Source organism: Anaerobiospirillum sp. NML120448, from assembly GCF_023050945.1.
Lineage (GTDB): Bacteria > Pseudomonadota > Gammaproteobacteria > Enterobacterales > Succinivibrionaceae > Anaerobiospirillum.
The window spans coordinates 1-21,081 of sequence record NZ_JALKIM010000061.1; the positions used below are offsets into that span (position 1 = coordinate 1).

The following is a 21,081-nucleotide window of genomic DNA, read 5'->3' on the forward strand; positions in this document are numbered from 1 at the left end:
CTAATTTCGTAAGTATCACGCATGACAACCCCCTAAAGTAAAGACATAAAGTATTAGTTTACAATATACACATATTTAATAAAATATGTTGTACCTAGTTTGTTCTTTTAATTTGTTGACAATTCCTAAGATAGCTCACAGCAGCCTCAGGCATGGCACACAAAGCATCAGCAAGTACTATCTAGCCCAAGCCAACTCCAGCAAAGCAAAGCAAAGCAAACAAAAGCAAATCAAGCCCTCAAAGGCTCCTGCAGGGCTCCCACAAAGTTCACGAAAAATCAAAACGACTCTAAGTTAGGCAAGACTTGCTGCTGCAATCTTATATGAGGCTAGCAGATGCAATCTAAAGCAAGCTAAGGATGGGATATACATTTCTGGTTAAGTCTTAATAAACGCTAAAAGCCTCCACTAATGAATGTCCCAAGGCTTATCTTGCTTGCTACCTCAGCAAGCAATAAAGAAAGAAATAAAGAAGTAAGTAAGTACGTACGTACGTACTTGGCTTATTGGCTTATTGAGACATAAAGGCAGTCGGACAAATACTCAAAACACAACTCCACTCATAGCTGTTGTGATTAAAGTCTTGTTACCTCCTTATATTGCTAGTCAACTAAGATGTTGTTACTTCCTTATTTTGGCTTGCTTGCTTGCTTATTTATTTGTCTGTTTGTTTGTTTGTTTGTTTGTTTGTCTTTTTGTATTTTTGCGCTACTGAATGGATGGGGCATGTTGGTTAATAGGAGCTGGGGCTGGAAGCAGCTATTAAAGAGTTAGCGACGACGTGGGGTTGCAGAATTGAAATAACTTACAGAAAAGAAAAAATTATCTTTCATATTTGAAAGAATGTTAAAAGGCCATTAAATACTTGTATAGGAGTGTTTAAGCTATTTTTTGGCATAAGAATGCGTGTTTTGAAAAAATTATTTAAAGTTGGCAAGTCTGTTGCTCTATATAGGTCATGAGTGCGACAACGATAAACAACATTACAGGATTGCAACTATGATCAACTATTCTTCCGCTATGGCTGATAGCATTATTGCTAAGAACATTAAACTTACTGACCACTGGGGGTATGAGTATGGCTTAACCTTAGAGGGTATTTATGAAGTTTATAAGGCCACTGGTGATCGTAAGTATCTTGATTTTATTATCAAGACCATGGATACCTTTATTAACCAAGATGGCACTATTAATGGCTATCGCCTTGATGAGTACAATATTGATCACTTAAACAATGGCAAGATGGTGCTCAAGCTCTATGATGAGACTCACGAAGAGCGCTATAAGAAGGCAGCTGAGCTTCTTTACAGCCAAACCAAGACTCACCCACGCACCAGCGAGGGCGTATTCTGGCATAAGATGATTTACCCTCACCAAATTTGGTGTGATGGCTTATACATGGGTGCTGCTTTTATGGCCTCTTATGTAGCTCATTTTGGTCAAGAGAGTGATTTTGACGATATCGTAATTCAGTTTACCAAGTCCTATCCTCACTTAGTAGATAGCACTACTGGCCTACTCTATCACGCTTATGACGAGAGCAAATCTATGTTCTGGGCTGATAAAGAGACTGGTCTTTCTGAGCATTTCTGGGGCCGTGCTATGGGCTGGTATGTTATGGCTTTAGCTGATGTTTTAGAGTACTTACCTAAGACTCACCAAGGCTATGCAGAACTTTCTGAGATTCTCAACAAGTGCTTAAAGGCCTTGCTTAAGGTACAAGATAGCAAAGCTCATGTTTGGTATCAGATCTTAAATCTTGCCAATGAGCCACAAAACTACTTAGAAGCCTCAGCCTCTTGCATGATTACTGCCTCCCTCTTTAAGGCTATGCGCTTAGGTGTATTAGAGAACGAGTTTATGGAGCACGCTAAGAATGCTTATGCTGGCCTAATTACTCAATTTATTGCACAGACTAAGGACGGCCATTACAACCTCAATAAGATCTGCTACGTCGCAGGCTTAGGTGGTGCAGGTGGTGTTACTCGTGACGGTACTTTTGCCTATTACGTAAGCGAGCCAATTATTTCTAACGAACCTAAAGGCCTTGGCCCATTCTTGTTTGCTAGCACCGAGTTTGAGCGCCTTTAATTACTAAACAACAAGTCCCCTTTATTGCTCATTGATCTTAATGGTGCCCCTCTTTTGGGACGGCCAAGGGCTTGTACAACTTAAAATCAACATTTTTACTCTAAAATTATCAACCTTGCTTTGTTAATTCAACCTCAATTTATAGAGTAAAAATGCAGTAAGTTAGCTTATGTCCATGCTCTTAACAGCTCTTAAGAGCAGGATAAAATTGTCTAGAGAAGAAAACTATGACTCAATCTGCTACTACTAATATGACTACTCCTCATTATGAGCGTCGTATTGGCATTATGAATATTATTGGCTACGCCTCAGTTAACTTCTTAGGTGGTGGCTCTACTGTGCTCATTAGTGCTTGGTTGATGTATTTCTACACTACCATGTGTGATATTGATGCAATTAGCGCATCCTTAATCTTTACTACAGCACGTATTTTCGATGCCTTATTAAACCCAGTAATGGGCTTTATTACTGACAACTTCTACAAGAATGCTTTAGGTCGTCGTTTTGGCCGTCGTCGCTTCTTTATTTTACTTGGTATCCCTAGCATCTTAGTAGTATTCCCTGCTATGTGGATCCCTGGTATGGGCTTGTTCTACTACTTCTTTATTAACTTACTCTATGAAATTGTCTTTACCATGGTAATTGTGTCCTGTATCTCCTTACCTGCTGAGATGACACGTCGTGCCGAGGACAAGACAAAACTTACTGGTGGTAAGCAGATTTGCGGTGTAGTAGCCTCTACTATTGCAGCCTTTATCCCTGGCTTAATGTTCCAAATCTATGGTCAGCAAGACACAACTGCATTCTTTATGACTGGTGTAGTTTACGGTGTAATGATGGCTTTATCCTTAATCGTAGTTTGGATGTTTACCTTTGAAAAGCCAATTGAGGACATTCACACTAGCGCTAACACCAGCTCTTTAAAGGAAATCTTTAAGTCCATTCTTAGTGATGTTAAGGCAGCTCTTAAGCTCAGAGCCTATCGCTTACACTGCATAATCTTAGCTATGGGCTGTATTTACAAGAACTTAGCAACTGGTATCTTCACCTACTTTGTAGTATCTGTACTCTTTATCTCTCAACAAGATGCTGCCTGGGTACTTGGTATTACTCAAATGACCTCCTTTGCTGGCCTCTTCTTATGCATTTTCTTATGCTTACGATTTGGCGCACCAAAGACCTTTATGTTCTTCACATGTGTAGTTGGTTTAGGTTGCTTAGGTTTCTACGGCTTAACCTTATCCATCGGCTCTGACAATCAAGTTTATGCTTTGGCAGCTATTGCTATCATCGCTTTTGCTGGCCGTGCTGGTATTGACTACATCCCTGTATTCCAACTCCCATTCATGGCTGATATTGACGAAATTGTTCACGGTGAGCGTCGTGAGGGTATCTTTGCAGGTTGCAACACCTTATTCTCCCGTGCAGCCACTGGTATTGAGGCCTTTGCAATCGGCTTAGGTTTAGCAGCATTCGGCTACACCAAGGGCACCACAGTACAAAGCGACTTTACTCAGTTCGGCATCATGATCATGGCTGTAATTGTTCCTTTAGTATTCTTAGGCATTGGTTGCTTAGCAGCTTTACGCTTAAAACTCACTAAGCAAACTCACCGCACTGTATGCTTAGAGGTACAGCGCTTAAAGGAAGGCGGCAGCAAAGATGATGTTACCCCTGAGGTTAAAGAAATTGTAGAGCAGTTAACTGGCTACAAGTACGAAAAGTGCTGGACTTTACGCAATGTCCGTGAAGCCGAGGCTCAGCCTCAGCCAGCCCCAGCAGTTCAAAACTAAACTTAACTACAACTAACAAACTATCTAGCCCAAGAAGCAATCACCTCACACACAATCTTCTTGGGCATCCTGAGAAACAATACCAATTTTTTGCAAAATAAAACTAAAAATGTAGTGGCTCAATTACTAAAGCACCAACCAGTCATTGAGCCCAATTCCTAAAAACAACAGTAAAGACAACAGATTTTCAACAACTAAACTGGGCTTAGGAGGCCTTGCTACCAACCATGCTCTCCACTTACGGTATTTTTGCCTCACCAGCCCTACCCAACACTATAGTCATAAGACTCTTAACCAGAGTTTATCTTAAGCACTAAAGCCCCAGACCTCTCCTAGTCTGGGACTTTTCTTTATCTGCCCACCACACTCCCATACCCTCCTGATGCAGCCACTAACCAAGAGGCCACCCAACAGCCGCTTCACATTACAGCCCAGCCAAGCTCAGCTAAGCACACCACAGCACAGCACATCGCCTTATAGCACAGCTACAGCTACTTACATTACAGTTCAGTTCCATAAGCACGGCACAGAGCCACAAAACGTAGCACAGTACAATACAGAAAAGCCTGGCACAGCAAAGCATAGAGCCTCACATTACAGCTGCTCACAATACAGTTCATTACAGTAAAGTACTGAGTAGAGCTGCAAAGCATAGTGTCTAACATTACATCTGCTCACATTAGAACGCATCACATTACAATACAGCGCCAAACATCACAGCCAAGCAATGCACAGCCCATCTCAGTGGACTGCCGTGCCTACCATCTCCACGCAGCGCAAGGTTGAGAAATACAGCGCCATACAGCACCGCACCAAACATCAGCCTATTGAATACGGGATCACTACTGAGCTACAGGAGCTTTGAGCTTATGACTTCGCTCAATCAAACAATTAATAAAATAAGGAACTAAAGCATGACCCTGGCACTTTAGCATGCTTAACTTACATCTTTGGGCTCGGCTCAGTATTAACCTCAGCTTCAATTTAAGGTATTTAACCTGCGGTGAGTTTGAAGGTTCTGGCCTTAATTAAGATTACGGGCTAGGAGGTTAGCACTGTAGAACTGCTAGTTATTTTTTGCTCTAGCTTATTTGTCTTTGGCATCTTAGTTGGCTAAGAATATGGTTTTTAAGCCAAATATACGCTATCTAAAAGTAGGTTTATAAAAATATTTTTTGGGCACTTAAAGGCGATAAAAATCATCTTTTGGTGCTGTTTTTGGCTAGCAATCAGGGTGTTTAGTTAAAAAAGTTGTTGACATGGTTAGATAAACCCTTATAATGAGCGTCACTTGAGTTGAGCAGCTAAGCTTAACCAAGCAACACAAAGCGGCGCGTTAGCAAAGCGGTTATGCAGCGGATTGCAAATTCGTCTAGTCCAGTTCGACTCTGGAACGCGCCTCCACTAAGAAGAACCTTTAAGGTTCTTTTCTTTTATATAAACGTTGTATCTATACATCTATCTTAATCTTTTCCTACCCTACTAAATTTTCAAATCTGCTCTCCTGCTATTGATTTACCTGTTGTTGCATAGATAAGTGTTAATTTGCTCTTATATTGGTATACAAGAATGTCAAAAAAATTTTAGGATAATTTTATCTATCGTCAGGCTTATTTATCTTGTTTATCAAGATTTAAAGCTCTTTTTGTAGAGTAGAATACTAGTATTTTACTGTTCAATTTTGCGTGCTACATCACAGATATTTAGAGAAATTTGTTGCAGAATTAACACTGTTAAGGCTGAGCCGATGGTCATAGGCTTTTAATTTTGGGCCGTCGGCTTTCTAAGCTACTCAGATTTCCTTTCTTATAGACTAAATTCTTGTCTTTTGGAGCTTCACAATGAGTTGCATGTATTGTGATAATACCCACGAGAAGCGTGCAGAGCTCTTAATTGAGGTTGGCAAATTACCTCACTCTACCCTTTTCATCTTAAAGAACCAAAATCACTTAGGCCGTGTAGTAGTTGCCTTAGATGGCCACCGTACCGAAGTTTACGAAATGACTCCAGAGGAGCGTGAAGGCTTCTTTGCTGATGTAGCTGCTGTTTCCAAGGCTATGAGTGAACTCTTCCACCCAGATAAGATTAACTACGGTATCTTTGGTGATGGTGTACCTCATGTCCATATGCACATTGTTCCAAAGTACAAAGATCAGCTCCAATGGGGCCACTTCTTCTGGGACAAAGGAGAGGTCGAGGTCACCTTAAGCGATGCTGAATACCAAAAGATGGTTGAAGACTACAAGCGCTTATTAAACATTAAATAAGCCCTATCCTTCTCCTATAGAAACAAATACCTCTGCCCTAAGCTAGCCACGCTAATCCCATTTAGCCAAGCCCAGCCTAGGGCATTTTTATTGCCCACTCCCCCAGCACCAGCACCAGCACCAGCACCAGCCCAACACCAGCACTAATTTTCAGGCTCACAGCACGCCCTACACAAGAGAGTGCCCTAGCACCAGAGCAAGAGCCAGCACTAGCACTAGCTCTAGCACAAGTATCAGTAGCTGTAGTTGTAACAGCCTACTTTTTAGCGATTCTCTGCGCCTTTCCTCACTTTACCAACTTTCCTGACCCCTAAAGGCCATCCTAATGAGCAGACTTTTAGCCATCAAGATAGATAGACCTCTTAATGGGGTAGTGTATAAGCACAACTTGCAATTAACCATCTTTTTGAGCACTGATATGAGACAGAGCCTCAATTGCAAGGTCATCTTCCAAATTAGAGGTAGCTAAAGCTCCTAAAGTTATTATCAAAAAGCACACAGTTTTTTAACATTTGATTATCTTAAAGAGCAAAAAGCACAATTTTACTTAGAGCGAATGTGCCGTATGTTACTTTAACAATCATGATAAATAAGGCATTTTTTAGCAAAGATGTTTTGAAAAGAACATGATAAAAGCTAGCTAACTAAAATTATTAGCGTTCACATAATATTGATAAATCTAGCCTTTTGCTCAGTTTTATTTAATATTTAATTAACACAACTATGACTTTATTTTTAACAAATTAGTGTCCAGCAACACCCTAACAGCGTAAAAAATTATTTCACTAAAAAATTCCGTAAACGATTGTTTGTTCTATATGCAGCCTTTAACCTTTGATAAATATCGTATTTTTTGCGAAAAAATATTTTTCCTTACAAACGATTGCCAACATGGCTTAAATACTGGGTTTCGCCTTTAAAGGCGCTTTTTTGTACCACTAATTTATTATTATTAACTTCGACTTAACACAAATTTAACATTCATTAGGGAAAATAGTCCCCGTCTTAAGGAGCTTGCCTTAAGATAACAGTTTTAGACATTGTTTGTTGTTAGTGAGTATTGTCTTGTCCTCGTATTTCTTTAATTGGAGGACAAGGCATTTCCCTACGAAACTCTTAAAGAGACGGGCAAAGACACGTAAGACCAAGTCTCTTATACATCGGTTCAACAACCAAAATAGGTGGAGACTTAAATCAGCACAATAAGTTTCTGCCGCCAAAAAGCCTTTCTTTGCAAAAAGCGAGGCTTTTTCTTTGCTCCTTGATAATAATTCATACTCCTTACCTATCCCCTGCCCTTAATTATCATTTTATCCTTAAATAGATGCTTACCTTTATATCTATAAAATAGCTCTAAAATCCCTTTTTTATCTTATTTAGCTTTGATTTTGCAAAAATTGCAAAATAAATTTTCTTCATGTCGTTAATATAATTGTAAGCAAGAAATACACTCACATGCTATTCGAGTTAACTTCAGCACATTTCAATTTGCTGTGATGAAAAACTCTATGTTTTACTCAATACCATGTGTTTTACTTTTAAATGAAATTTATAGAGGTAATCATCATGGCAGTTTATGTAAATACCAATATATCCTCATTGAATGGCCGCCGCTATTTAAATAACGTTCAGAACCAATTAACTACTACTTATCAACGCCTAAGCTCAGGCATGCGTATTAACTCCGCCAAGGACGATGCCGCTGGCTTACAAATCGCTGACCGTTTAACTACCCAAATCAACGGACTTAACCAAGGTAACCGCAATACTAACGACGGTATCGCCTTAGCTCAGACCATGGAAGGTGCTCTTGATGAGACCACCAACATGCTCCAAAAGATCCGTACCTTAGCTGTACAATCAGCCAACGGTACAAATACCGCCGAGGATCGTAAAGCCCTCACCACTGAGGCTAATGCATTAACTGCTGAAATTACTCGTATTGCTCAGCAAACCAAATTTGGTGGAAAAACCATATTAGTTGGTAACTCTGTTGGATCAATTTACAACAGTGGCGCTCAAGCTCAAGATGGTTCAAAAGGCGCTAAAATGACCTTACAGGTTGGCGCTAATAACGGTGATGCTATTACCTTTAGTATCAATAACTTCACCTTTAAGGCTCTCTGGTCCGATGTTAAGGGTAAAGCCAACAATGGTACCAAGGCATCTGCTGATGGTATTGCTATTAAGTTAGACACAGCTTCATCAGCTAAGGCTGCTATTGACCTTATGGATGCCATGATTGCCCGTGTAGATAGCCAGCGCTCAGGCTTGGGTGCCATCCAAAATCGACTTGAATCCTCAATCCGCAACCAGTCTAACGTTGCTGCAAATCAGGCTGATGCACGTTCACGTATTCGTGACGCAGACTTTGCTGAAGAGTCAGCTGCTTTAAGCCAACAATCAATTATTCAACAGGCTGCCACCTCTATGCTTATGCAGGCTAACAGCCGTCCACAATTAGCCCTCTCTATGCTTGGCTAATTAATAGGTTAATGATTAGCTATTAACCTTATTGGTTCAAAAACAGGCTCTTACTTCATGGTTTGAGCCTGTTTTGCTTTAATACAGTTAGTTGTTTTGCAAAGTTGCCAGCTTAACTGTGGTTTTGAATAGCAAAGGCTATTAAGGCTGTAGCCTTTTAAGGCCTTTTAGCTACTTATTAAGGCCTTTCTGTGTGTCCTGTATATACAGTGCTTGGTAAGGCCCTATTTTGCCTTTGGACTAACCATGCAATATGGTTGGCAGACGTTTAATGATGTGGTCAAGCCAGAGGGAGCCTATGTTGTCTCCTTGGGTAAGGGTTCTGTGCTCCTTGTCTACTATGAGTACATGTACTCGCTGTTGAGCATCGGGATGATCGATACGCAATTTGTTGCACAGTAGCTTGGCTTGCTCAGTAGGAGTTTTGTTTTGGTAGATAGAAGTGCAAATCAAATGCTTCTTCTTACTCTCTACCAAGTCTCTAAAGATAGTATTAATGTGGTTGTCGTCTGCGTTGAAGTTAAAGCCAATGGCTATAATGGCATCGGCCTGTAAGTAGCTGCGATAAAGGTCAGCATAGCGACAAGACACTTCAATGGCTGTAATAGGCTTAATACCGCTTTGAGTAAAGAAGAAAGGAGCAACTAACTGATGATGGGCTAAGAACTTATTGTTAGCATCCACCTCAGTAGCTTTTACTAATGAGTTTTTAAATGGGTTGTAGAACTCATCCACACCACCATTAAGACGCTCTAAAGTACCAAATCTTTGCCAGTACTTTTTCTTATCAGTAGTAGCTGGTATTAGCTCATCCGCTAGCAAATGCACTAATCTGCCATAGAAGTCGATATAGTTTGACGAACCTAAAGCTACCAAAGTAAAAGCTGGATCCTCTTGGGCTAAAGCTTTGATAATGTCTTGATAATAGCTTGGCTTTTTTAAATCCTCATCACTAACGCTAGGATTAACTATGGCCTCATAGGCAGCTCTTAAGAAAAGAATGATTTTGGTAAATTTTGCCCAGTCTGTGCTTGGGGTCATTACGTATCTAAAATAATTGTCAATGAGCTTCTGGTAGTCCATTGCTTGAGCACAGAGCTGACGAGAAAGCTTATTAATGATTAAATTAAGCTTAGCTAAAGGTTTCATGCCATCAAAGTTTTCTTTGCTGTCTACAGTTAATGGAGCTTGCTGGATGAAATCAAAGATTTGTTCTGCGGCATCACTATTATCCATAGTAAAGAGAGCACTAACTTCACTTAATACTTGATCTTGATCATTATCAGATGAAAAGACGCAATTATTTAGTGATTTTAGGATGTCATCACCACATGCAATAAGAGCCATATAGAGCATTACCTTACATGAGGCTTTTAGGCTTTGATATATCTTACTTGGGATCTTGGTATAGACTTTAGTCTTTTCCTTTACCTCTTCTTCCTCGTCTTTGCTTTGAGGCAGGCGTAAGGCTGTAAGTAAAATTGCAAAAGTTTCTGACTGCAAAAAGCTGCTTAAATCCTTATCAGTCTCAAAATACTGATTGAGCTTAATATTAGTGCTCTCTTGAGCTTGATTAAGCTTCAATAAGCCCTTTAAGGTATCGTACCAAGCTTTAATTGGGGTATCAGTATTTTCACTTATAGAGCTAAGAGCTGGAGGGGCTTTGTGTTCTGGTGAAAGATTGGTATAAATCTCTTTGGCTTGATTATCAATATCATTAAGAAACTTGATAATGGCCTGCTTCTTTTGCTCAGCACTAGACTCTAAAACAATCTGGAAATCTTGTTTGCTAAAGCTACGGATTTGATTCTTATGGGAGTTAGTGTAATCAAGCCATTTGCGATAAGGGGATTGTGGATCAGGGTAATGAGCAATAATCTGCCTAAGAGCGTCTAAGAACTCTTGTTTGAGCGGAGTATAGTTTTGGTTAAACAAAGATAAAGCAAATTCACCACCATCAGGCAGGCCAAAGTTTTTCTCTGCTCCTGCGCCAAACAGAAAACCAAATTTAAGCTTATTATTCTTGCTCATAGTTCCCTCCACACGCTTTTTGGTCTTACCAAAAATAATAAAGGCTACCTCACTTGCTTAACCCTAAGCCTATACTTAGTAGTTAATCCCTAGTTTGGTAGCCTTAGATTAGCATTTAATTGCTAATTTTAGATTTGCTTAGAGTTTTAGCTTTTGAGCCAGCTCTAGCTTTGCGCTGTTTCTGCTCACCTGTACTGGTGGTGGCGTTATCCCTAGCTTGCTTACTTGCTGCTACAGACTTGCTCTTAGTATTAGCAGTAGCATTAGCTTGAACTTTAGCATCACCCTTAGCAGTAGCCTTGCCTCTAGTAGAGGCTTTTACTCTAGACTCAGCTTGAGTCTCATTACCACTCTTAGCACCACCAGTGCTCTTAGCCTTTAGCTTATTAGCAGGTGCCTTTACCTCACCCTTAGATGAGGCCTTTGCAGGGGCTTTTGCTTGGGCACTAGCATTTGCCTTTGCTGTGGCGTTTACTTGAGTTGGGGTCTCGTTACCCCTCTTAGCAACCCTAGTGCTCTGAGCTTTTGGCTTAGCAGGTGCCTTTACCTCACCCTTAGCTAAGGCCTTTGCAGGGGCTTTAGCCTTGGAAGGTGCTTTAGCCTGTTCAGGAGCCTTGGCTTTAGATTGAGCTTGAAGCTCGTTACCACTCTTAGCAACCCCAGTGCTCTTAGCCTTTGGCTTATTAGCAGGTGCCTTTATCTCATTCTTAGCTGAGACCTTTGCAGAGGTCTTTGCCCTGGCAGGGGCGTTTGCTTTTGCTGGGGCCTTAGCAGAGGCCTTGGCCTTTGATTTGGTGTTGTTTGGGGCAAATGGAAAATCAATTACATCGTAATTTTGTGGAACCAGTGCAATTAAGTGGTTTTGGATATTACGATAGAAGTATGGAGTGTATAGACCTTGGATATCACCATTGGCTATAGACTCTTGATTATCACGTACTTTGCTTAAATCAACTAAAGTACAGCCATCATCGTTGATTTTAGCTACCAAACTTAAAGAAATAGTATGCATTTGCTGCTTAGCGGCTGCTGATCTATCAAGTACAGCAGCTATTGGATTACGAACCTTAGCAAGCTTTAAGGCTGTGTTTGACACTACCTTATTAGCATCATCTTCCTCATTAATTACTCCAAATTCAAAGATTAAAGCATTTTTATCATTGAATAAGGTCAAATTGCAGTGCTCATCTAATGAGATGGCGTTATAGGCATTATCAGCCATCAGCGCCACGTGATTGAGCTGGAATAATAACTGCTCACCATCATTAAGAGGTCTAGCCACAGGCTTATTACTTAACTGGTAAGAATAAGACATGTCGATATCATCACTATCGTCTTCTTCTGCTGGCAACTCTACCTTAACAATTCTGGTGCCCTCAAGGCTACCATCCAACTCTGGAAGGGTAGAGCCCTCCATATTGAACAAGTCTTTAGCCTGGAAGTTATTAATTTGCGCCTCAACCTTATCATGAATGCTTAAGAGGATCTTATTAATAAAGATGACAGCATCTAAATCTTTAGCCAAAGTTGCCTCAGCGGCTAGCTTTTGCAAGGCTAAATCTTTTAACATCTCCATAGAGATATTAAGCAGGTTTTGGGCACGCTCTTTAAAGCTCAGCATGCGCTGCTGTGCAGTTTCGACATTAATAAGGTCTAAAAACTCAGCTTTGGATTGAGGTTTCTCAATATGACCCTCATTTATATTATGTAAGATCTCCATTCCATCAAGGAAGCAGCGAAGTAACTGCTGGTCTTTAATGTCTTTGAGCAAGCTAATAAAAATAATATTTGCCTCAAGAGTATGCTTGTGGCTAGCCACATAGTTAAGTTGAGACATAAATAGTGAGCCCAGGTCTTTACCAGAGGCAAAATCAGGATCATTTAAAGAGAGATCCTCTATCTTAGAGAGCAGCTCTTCACATTGGGACGCTAATTTATCATCACCATCTTTATGAGCTAAGGCACCAATACGCTCTAGCTCTTTAGCCTTTTGCATACTGTCTTTAGCTTCTTTAATAATGGCAAATTGATGATTTAAATCCAGATATGGCTTCCAATTCCAAATAATGTTTTGGTTAACCATATCAGCATTACTACTTTGCAATGCAGAATCTTGTGTCTGCTCCAGCTTTTCTAAATTTTCCCATAATTGCTCAGCTTGAGACTTCTTAAGATCTTGAATGTTACAAGCCAAACGTGCAGATACCATATGCTTTGGTACTACAGTCATATTAGAAAAATCATTAAGCTTATCTAAATCAAGTTGTGACTGCCCCTCAGCATTGCTGCCATTTTTAAGCTCATCAACTTGCTTTTGCGTAGCCAATAAAGCTGCAAGTCCAGTTAGCTTATTAGAACCTAAAACCTTGCGGCCCTGATTCGAGGTATGGATCTTAATTTCCTGAGGCTGAGTCTTGGCTTTAGCAGCTGCGGCAGCGGCAGCGGCTGCTGCGGCAGCAGCGGCGCTGGCACTTGAGCTTGGGGCATTGCCTGTTAGCTCGGCTATAGTTTTGTTTACTACCCCTGTCTGTTTAGAGATACGATCAATAGACTCTGAGGCACGCTTAGCATAGTCGATTTCACCTCTTTTATCGCCAGGGGCTAATACTTCATCGACAGGGCCAGTTACGCTACCTGATTGGCTAGAAGCAGAACCTTCTTGTGGGACCTGAGCCTTGGTTTGCACATTACTATTAGCCAAGCGAATGCGTCTATTGCGCTTTCTCTTATCTTTTTCCTCCTGAGTTAATACAAAGTCCTCAGGCTTTAATAAATCGATAGGCAAGATAACTTTATTAGGCTTATTATCCTGCTCTGTCTTAGTTGCTTGTGCTTGGTTTTGCTGCTCTAAAAGAGCCTTATCCTCACTGTCTAATAAATCAGTAAGGGTATCAAGCAACTCAAGTTCAGAAACATCTTCACTTTGTGTAGCTTGTTCTTGTTGGTTAGCCTTAGATTGAGAGCCTTGGCTGTTATTAGGCGCAACCACTACTGTGTTTTTCTTATAGAAGCGCTCCATAGCTTCTATAACATCCTTTTCATCAACCTCAAGCAAATAGCTCTGATCCTCGTCAGGATTAACCATACGCGGAGGAATAGGATGTTCAGTTGGAGCAAGGTCTGTCTCTTGGCTCTCATCAATAACAACAGCCGCTACACTACCTAGCTTTTCGCTGTGAGCATTTTGGTCATGTGCTGCACTTAGAATCTCAAGTTCAGATGGGGCCTGAACCAGGGCTTGGGCCTGATCCTGGACCTGGTCCAGAGCGGCAGTATGGGCCTGCGCCTGAGTCTGGGACTGAGGCTGCTCTTTTAGTGCTTTATGCTGCTTAAGTTTTTGCTCTTGAGCATTAAACAGGGCTTGTTCAAGCTCATTTACAGGTACGTGCTCTGCATTAGAAAGACCATTAAATTCAACACCAGATGCAGCTTTAGCTTGCTTTTTAGCAATTAAATCACGCAATAATGGATCTTCTAAGCCAATAGCTTCCACATAAGTAGTACAGTTTTGCAACTGTAGCCACATCATGACCAAAGCTCTAATGCTCTTAGCGCTAATAGGCTTTCTAAAGTGCTCCAATCTCATATTATTTACTAGTGGAGCAATTAATTTACGTAACTTTTTCTCGTTATAAGGGAAGAAATCTTCATCATCCAAGATTATTTCTAATTGCTTGCTAGTAGGAGTCTTGAAGTAGTGCGCAAACAGGATATTTTTTAAACTGAAAAATACTTCACAATTAACTACTGAGCTATACATCTCGCCTTTTTTAATACGGCAACAAGTTAAATAGCCCATAGCATAAAATATAATAGGGAAAGGAATACCTGGAAAGCCCTGAGCTAGGATTTCATCATCATTGGCACGGCGCAATTCAGCTATAGACTCAAACTCATTAGAGATAGCCTTATGTACACTTTGGCCATTCTCATTGACCTCTACAGCCACATCATCGCTAGCGCTAAGATCACTTATACCCTCATCAGAGGCAAAGGCACTATGCTCTAAATCTGATAGTTCCTTACTGTTATTATCAATTTCCTCAACTAGCTCATCCAACATATCATCAGGCATAGCCATAGGCGTAGCTTTATTAGGCTGCTCCTCCTTAATAGGATCAGCCTTATCACTATTTTCTGCCTCTTCTTGAGCTTTACCCAGACCATCTTCTAAACCTTGATCATTGATCAATACAGGCAGCATTACATTTTCTGGAGTAAGCTGTAATTTACCTGCAAAGATAATGGTCATAAATGTGATCATTTCTTCTTGGGTCATACGAGCTATGCGGGCCAAATAATTAAAGTTTGGTACATTTTTAACGAACCAATGACTATTAAAAATGCCTCTACTCTCTGGGGTAGTTAGAAAAGCAATTACCGAAGTTGGATTTAAGACAGTATGAACCTTATCGAAGCTATAGTAACCATATTGATCCTCAAGTGAAGACAAGAGATCTTCCATAGTTGGCATATAGCTTTCGTTAGCGTCTTTACAAGATTGTTGCATCTTAGCTAAAGCTTTTTCAAGCCAAGGCTTAAATTGTTTGCTAGTTAAGTCTTCTCTAGTAAAACCTAATAAAGTGCTGGAAAACTTGGAGTAAGAAAACTCTTTAGACATAGGCAAGTAATCCATAAATGGAGGATACTCGTCTTTGCCCTTGCGGTAGTCAATATTGATACTACCTAAGAAAATGACATGCCTAAAGATTTGCTTGAAATAGCCAAGCAAGTTCATAAAGGTTATTAAGACACGGGAGCGATAGTTATACAGTCTAGGATTATGTAAAGAACTGATTAGCGGCACATCAAAGTTCTCTACAATCAATACTCTACTGTTAAGACGGCAACGATCTAATAAATCCTTAATCTGACCCATAGCACTACGCTCTGAACAAATGCTCAGCATAGTAGAGAAGTCCTCAGATGAGCCATCACGCTCCATACCACTAGCTATAGGTATTTCTTGTGAAGAATTATTAGTAATTTCGTTAAAGAGTAAGGTATAGAGATCGGAGTTAAATGAGTAAATATCCGCATCTTGAAAAGCATTAGGCTGAGCGCTGCTTTGAGAGCTCTTGTTATTAGCTTGCTCTTGAGATAGTGACTGTGCCTGTCCTGACTGATCTAGCCCTGACTCATTCTTAGCGCCACTATCCAAATCTATAGGAAGACCTAAGCCATTACGCTTAATATTACTGGTTGATAAATCTAAAGTTGGATAGTAGTACTTTTCAATATTAGAGATTTTGCTTAAATCAAGTCTTACTACCTGACGATATGGTTCTTGCCAGGAGCCTTGAGCTGCTACTCCCTTTAAAGTATCAAAGTCATGAGTAAAGAGAGCCTCTAAGGTATCAGCTAAGATACGCTTACCAAAACCACGAGGTCGGATAATGAAATCGTAACGACTTGGGGTACTGTCATAGAGCTTTTTAAGCTGCATGGTTCTATCAAGGTACAGCCCCTTTTGAATCAATTGTGCTAAAGGAGATAAGTCCTCTTTTTCATCTAAAGCAGCACTTACCTTTACAATCTCATCTTTATTGCTCTTATTTGCTTTACTCATAAAATTAAACCAATGTTCTGACAACCAAATTGGTAGCTAAAAAACACTTTGCTCTTTTTACCCAAAAATTACTCCCATAAAGTCTTTTCAGGTAAAACACTATCTTATAGGTATTATAAGCTACTCACATTATCCAAAGATAGCGACCATGTCAAACACAATGCCGCCCCTACTCACACCAATAGCCAATATAAGCCTAAGTTACAAAAAATTAAGTACCAAAACAAAACATAAAAAAAGCGCAGCTTTCACAAATGATTACTGCGCTTTTGGTTTAAGTGCTAAAAATAGTTTTAGAGATTAACTAATCTTGGCTAAGGTAAACTTGTTTAGCTTATCGTGTAAATTGTCGATAGCATCAGTAGTTTTAGCCATCAGACTCATATTCTCATCAGCTAATTGGGAAAACTCTTGAGCGCTACTAGTTAAGGTCTGAATATGAGCAGAAATCTCTGATGAGGCTGAGGTTTGTTGCTCTACAGCTTTAGCAATTTGAGTAATTTGAAGGTTTACATCTCCCACATGGCCTAAGATATCATTAAGCATGCACTCTAAACCTGCTGTTTCAGTAGCAATATTGGACATATCATTAACAGAGCGGCTCATAGAGTCAGAGGCCTTATTAGCATCAACCTCAATACGTCCCACCATCTCAGTAATTTCGTTAATAGAAACAGCAGTACGGCTAGCTAGCGCACGAACTTCGTCAGCTACCACAGCAAAGCCACGACCAGCCTCACCAGCACGAGCCGCCTCAATAGCAGCGTTTAAGGCTAATAAGTTAGTTTGAGAGGCAATTTCATCAATAGTGCTAACAATAGAGTTGATGGAGCGAGTTTGGTTAATCATAGCCTCAATTTGCTCACTATCATTCTTAGTTTGCTCAGACTGATTGGAAATATTAGCAATAGAACCCTTAGCCTCAGAAATACCGTTCTTAGTAATCGCACTTGATTTGTCGGCGAGCATGGCTGCCTGCTCACAATTGTTGGCAATTTCTTTATTAGTTGAAACCATTTGGTCGGTAGCTGAGGCTACACTAATAGTTAAAGACTCAGCCTCACGAGCATTTTGGCTAACTACAGACATGTTAGACTGCATAGAGTGCATGCTATCACGAGCAAAATTGCTGGCATTAATCATATCCTTTAGCAAATTGTTTTGCATAATACGCATGCTCTCAAGGCTTTGAGCTAAGTTGCCAAATTCATCATTATACAGAGACTTGATCTCATTGCTTAGATCGCCTCTTTCAATAGTATTAATAGAATCTTGTACCCCCTGAATAGCTCTACGGCAATAATTAGCAGTCGCAGAAGCTACTAAGATACTAACAACAATCACAAAGATAGATAAGAAAGAAATTACATATAATGGGCGAGTACGGGTAGGCACCTCGGCTAAGGATAAGATTTCATTAATTTGGGTACTACGAACAGAATTTAAATCTTGTAAGATGGATGCCAATACAGGTACACCTAACTCATTAAAAACCACATTGGCTTGATTAAAGTCATGCTTATCAACTGCAGTTTTAATTTCGCTATTAAAGATAAGCATGAGCTTATCGCAATTGGCTTGAATACGATTGATCTCAGTTGGGAAACGTACTGCTCTTAAATTACGAGCCTTATTAACTAACTCTTGGATACTTGTTTGTGTAGCATTATGATTGCGGCTACTAATTTGGGGATCAATATAGGTAATAATATCTTGGAGAACATCTACTGATTGGACCAGAACACCATCTACACGAGCATAGCGATCAGTTAAAGTGCTTTGCATAGTCAAAGACACATCGCGACTACGAGACATCTGCACCAATGCAGTAGATGAGATGATCATTATTAAAATAATGACCGCAGCAAAGCTCACTTGTAGCTTTGCCTTTAAGCCTAAGTTGTAGTACCAAGAAAACATGTTTTAACTCCCCATGCTCTATCTAAACAAAACTATCAAAGCAGCCTAAGCTATTACTAGCAGCCAAGCCCATTATTCATGCCCTTAACCCTCAATTACTTTTGCAATAGCCACACAAAACCCTGCCGTCCTTCTGTTCACATTAAACAGTAGGCAAGTATGTAATTAAGCAAAAAGTAAGAATTCTACCCACTTACAGCCCAACTAGGCTTAAGAGCAGTTAAGGTCAATGAATGAATTAATAGTGCATGAACTACTTAACACTAGATAAATCAAAACTAAGCAAATTTTTAAAAAATCTTTGCTAAATTAACCTTATTATTTGTAAGATTATTTGCTATACGATAAAGCAAACCTTCAACAAAAAAAGATAAACTAAATAAGGAAGCCCCTTATGGAAAAATTTAATTATATCCTTAATTGAGGAGGCTTACACATCTAACAACAAAAAATATTGTTTCTCTGCAATAATTCCCTACCACCACTAACCACCAAAAAAGATAGCCCTTACCCCATCAAATCAAAGCAAACAAACACCCTCTACATCAGCACAACCTCGCTGCCCATTCACGGCCATCCTATCCACACCAGAGCTGAGCCGACCAGAGCTGAGCTGAGCTGAGCTGAGCAGACTCTGACCTGGACTTACTGACCTGAACTTGCCAAGTCCTATCCAGCCCTACCAAGATGCGATTAGTTAACATAAATACCCCAAACAAGCTGCCTTAAACGTGCCTTCAAGGGAATCATTTGGCAAACAATGTAGAGCTAATTTGCTTCTTAGAGCAAATTAGCCTTTCTAACAACTCAATGAATCTTTCACCAACCCTGCAAATTAAAAGCAAGGAAAGACAAGATTAACCAAGCCCTCACTAATCCATACCCAAGCATGTAATTGAATGCGAGGCACTTCACAGCCATGCAACTCCTTGCAAATTACAGCCAGAATATAAGATAAAGGTAATTGAACTGCTCTGTGGTGTGTTTTAGATTTCTTAGAAGGCGTAGATAAAAACTCGTAAAGCCGAATTGCTATCAAGGAACTGCTAAAACCTGATATTTTAGCTTGGCGCTATTAGCCTATGATGGCTATAAGGATGAGTTTAGTGGTGGGCAAATTAAATTGCTATTAGCAACAGCGTAGAGCTAATAAGGAAAAGCCAAGTCGGCTTTAGACTTGGCTATTATGAACAAAAGGAAGCTAACTTATTTGATGCTTACAGGCAAACGAGCAAACACTAAGCCGCTTTGGGAAAAGTAAGTTTTACCATGCTCTTCTTTGGCAGCTAAATTACGAACAATTTGGCTGTCCATGGACAATAAGCCATAGCCACGCTCTTGCAACAACTTAATCCAATACTCTGATGATTGCTCATTAAGGTGAAATTCACCATTATCACCAGGAGTAGCGTGGGTCATGAGAATAATTCGGCCTTTGGTTAAAGTATCGAGCAAATTATTAATATACTTAGGGTCAATATGCTCTACCACCTCTACACAAGTCACCAAATCAACATTGGTACAGTTAAATGGGCCAGTGGTTAGATCATGATAGGCTAAAGGATAGTGGGCATTTTGGACATTAAACTCTAAGCCTTCCATGCCTAAAACTGGAATATTGTAAGTGCTTGATAAGTACTTAGGAATAAAGCCTAATCCTGAACCAACATCTAAAATGCTCTTAATATCAAAGCGCTTAATGATGTAATCATATACTTTAGGAGAAAAGGAGGCTGGATCACCAAAGAATAGATTACCACCCTTATTATTGTTTTCCTCGTCCTGAGGAGTACCTACAAACAAAGTGTTGAAATTGTTGAGGTCAGATACAGAAAATTTCATTATCAATACTCAATTAATTTTTCAAAATGATCTAACAGCAGCCTATCTAAAGCCTAAAACTAGAGAGCCGCTGTTTAGTGGCTCTGTTAAGCCTAAACACATTTTGTGCTTGCTGTAAGACCTATTTCAAATTTCTCACCACACTTTAATACTTTTGCCCAAAAGATAGCAAGCGCTCCAATCCGTAGCATAGTAGGCACAAGAGAGTAGCTAAAAGTTTGAACCAACACCAAAAAACAAGACAAAAATGTAATTTCCTTTGCTCTACAGCCCCAAAATGCTATCTAATATGTTTATCTCTTTTAGATAAGTTGGAGAGGCGCTTATGGAAGAGCACATCTCATCGCTAATTACTAAGTACAATGATTTCATTACCCTGTTTTTTGGGCTAATTTTAGTAATAGGCTCAATAAGGAATTGGAATTGGCTGTGCGATCCCACAGGCAAACCTCATGCTCCCTTACTAAGCCGAGGAAGCTTGCGCTTTATCTTTTTTAGCTGTGGTGTAATCTTAATTATTTGCGGACTATATTTTTTGCTAAAAAGATTTTAAAGCAGCTATTCCTACACAAGGTAATTTCCCTGACTTGCAGATAACTGCCTTTTATCAAGCCAATTTAGGCTATATTTACCTTGGGTACTTAGGAGTTTAGAAGCTTAGGTGCTTGCTGAGCTTACCTATTAATTTGGTTATTGTATGTTTGGCGTATCAACTAAGGGAAGAAGCGCTATGTATAAGCTTGGTATGATTGGCAATTTTAAGAGCCTTGATCCTCTTTTAGAGGCGGTATATCGCAATGATACAGATAGTATTGAACAACTTCTTAGCCAAGGTGTTTCATTAAACACGCCTATTGAGCTTAGCCACAATATCAAAATCACCCCTTTAGAGCTAGCCATCATTACCAACAACATCAAGCTGTGTTCCTTTCTTATTGACCATGGGGCTTCATTAGAGGATCAATTGAAAATCTTGTGGGATTTTTTTAATCACACTATTTTGCACCAAAATAAGTCAACGATCTATTTTGATGCAAGTAATAATTTTTACAAAACATTATGCATGCGCTGTCTTAACGGAACC

8 protein-coding genes, 1 tRNA gene and 1 pseudogene are annotated in these 21,081 nt (G+C 39.9%); 6 read left to right on the plus strand and 4 right to left on the minus strand.

The genetic code is table 11. The annotated features are described in order from the left end of the window. Positions 1–999: 999 nt before the first annotated feature. The 5 genes from MXE38_RS09430 (at position 1,000) to MXE38_RS09450 (ending at position 8,635) form a co-directional block, all read left to right on the plus strand. Positions 1,000–2,091: a glycoside hydrolase family 88 protein gene (locus MXE38_RS09430; protein ID WP_246914213.1), complete on the plus strand. Its 1,092-nt coding sequence runs from the start codon at positions 1,000–1,002 to the stop codon at positions 2,089–2,091. A 227-nt stretch (positions 2,092–2,318) separates the two neighbouring features. Next, positions 2,319–3,884, plus strand: a complete 1,566-nt coding sequence (locus MXE38_RS09435) for an MFS transporter (RefSeq protein WP_246914215.1) — start codon at positions 2,319–2,321, stop codon at positions 3,882–3,884. Between the two features lie 1,330 nt (positions 3,885–5,214). After that, positions 5,215–5,288 (plus strand) — tRNA-Cys (locus tag MXE38_RS09440). A gap of 437 nt (positions 5,289–5,725) precedes the next feature. After that, positions 5,726–6,151 carry an HIT family protein gene (locus MXE38_RS09445; RefSeq protein ID WP_246914216.1) on the plus strand — a complete coding sequence of 142 codons (426 nt, stop codon included), beginning with the start codon at positions 5,726–5,728 and terminating at the stop codon, positions 6,149–6,151. Positions 6,152–7,717: 1,566 nt separating this feature from the next. Beyond that, complete coding sequence (locus tag MXE38_RS09450; protein ID WP_246914217.1) at positions 7,718–8,635, plus strand: flagellin; 918 nt, start codon at positions 7,718–7,720, stop codon at positions 8,633–8,635. A 240-nt stretch (positions 8,636–8,875) separates the two neighbouring features. Here MXE38_RS09450 and MXE38_RS09455 read toward each other — a convergent pair whose 3' ends face one another. From MXE38_RS09455 to MXE38_RS09470, 4 genes are all read right to left on the minus strand, one after another. Then, positions 8,876–10,666 carry a hypothetical protein gene (locus MXE38_RS09455; protein WP_246914218.1) on the minus strand — a complete coding sequence of 597 codons (1,791 nt, stop codon included), beginning with the start codon at positions 10,664–10,666 and terminating at the stop codon, positions 8,876–8,878. Positions 10,667–10,781: 115 nt separating this feature from the next. Further along, positions 10,782–16,235 (minus strand): AAA family ATPase, encoded by a 5,454-nt coding sequence (locus tag MXE38_RS09460; RefSeq protein ID WP_246914219.1) that lies wholly within the window; start codon positions 16,233–16,235, stop codon positions 10,782–10,784. A 300-nt stretch (positions 16,236–16,535) separates the two neighbouring features. Continuing rightward, positions 16,536–18,155: a methyl-accepting chemotaxis protein gene (locus tag MXE38_RS09465; protein ID WP_246914220.1), complete on the minus strand. Its 1,620-nt coding sequence runs from the start codon at positions 18,153–18,155 to the stop codon at positions 16,536–16,538. A 1,206-nt stretch (positions 18,156–19,361) separates the two neighbouring features. After that, on the minus strand, positions 19,362–19,997 hold the full coding sequence (locus MXE38_RS09470) for a class I SAM-dependent methyltransferase (protein ID WP_246914222.1): 636 nt from the start codon (positions 19,995–19,997) through the stop codon (positions 19,362–19,364). 745 nt (positions 19,998–20,742) lie between these two features. On the opposite strand from MXE38_RS09470, the pseudogene MXE38_RS09475 reads away from it, so the two are divergent. Further along, positions 20,743–21,081 (plus strand): annotated as a pseudogene (locus tag MXE38_RS09475) (ankyrin repeat domain-containing protein); the annotation flags it as partial.

Coding starts and splice junctions, on each gene's coding strand:
- MXE38_RS09460 (WP_246914219.1), bottom strand. CDS start 16,235: ATGAGTAAAGCAAATAAGAGCAATAAAGATGAGATTGTAAAGGTAAGT.
- MXE38_RS09450 (WP_246914217.1), top strand. CDS start 7,718: ATGGCAGTTTATGTAAATACCAATATATCCTCATTGAATGGCCGCCGC.
- MXE38_RS09435 (WP_246914215.1), top strand. CDS start 2,319: ATGACTCAATCTGCTACTACTAATATGACTACTCCTCATTATGAGCGT.
- MXE38_RS09430 (WP_246914213.1), top strand. CDS start 1,000: ATGATCAACTATTCTTCCGCTATGGCTGATAGCATTATTGCTAAGAAC.
- MXE38_RS09470 (WP_246914222.1), bottom strand. CDS start 19,997: ATGAAATTTTCTGTATCTGACCTCAACAATTTCAACACTTTGTTTGTA.
- MXE38_RS09465 (WP_246914220.1), bottom strand. CDS start 18,155: ATGTTTTCTTGGTACTACAACTTAGGCTTAAAGGCAAAGCTACAAGTG.
- MXE38_RS09455 (WP_246914218.1), bottom strand. CDS start 10,666: ATGAGCAAGAATAATAAGCTTAAATTTGGTTTTCTGTTTGGCGCAGGA.
- MXE38_RS09445 (WP_246914216.1), top strand. CDS start 5,726: ATGAGTTGCATGTATTGTGATAATACCCACGAGAAGCGTGCAGAGCTC.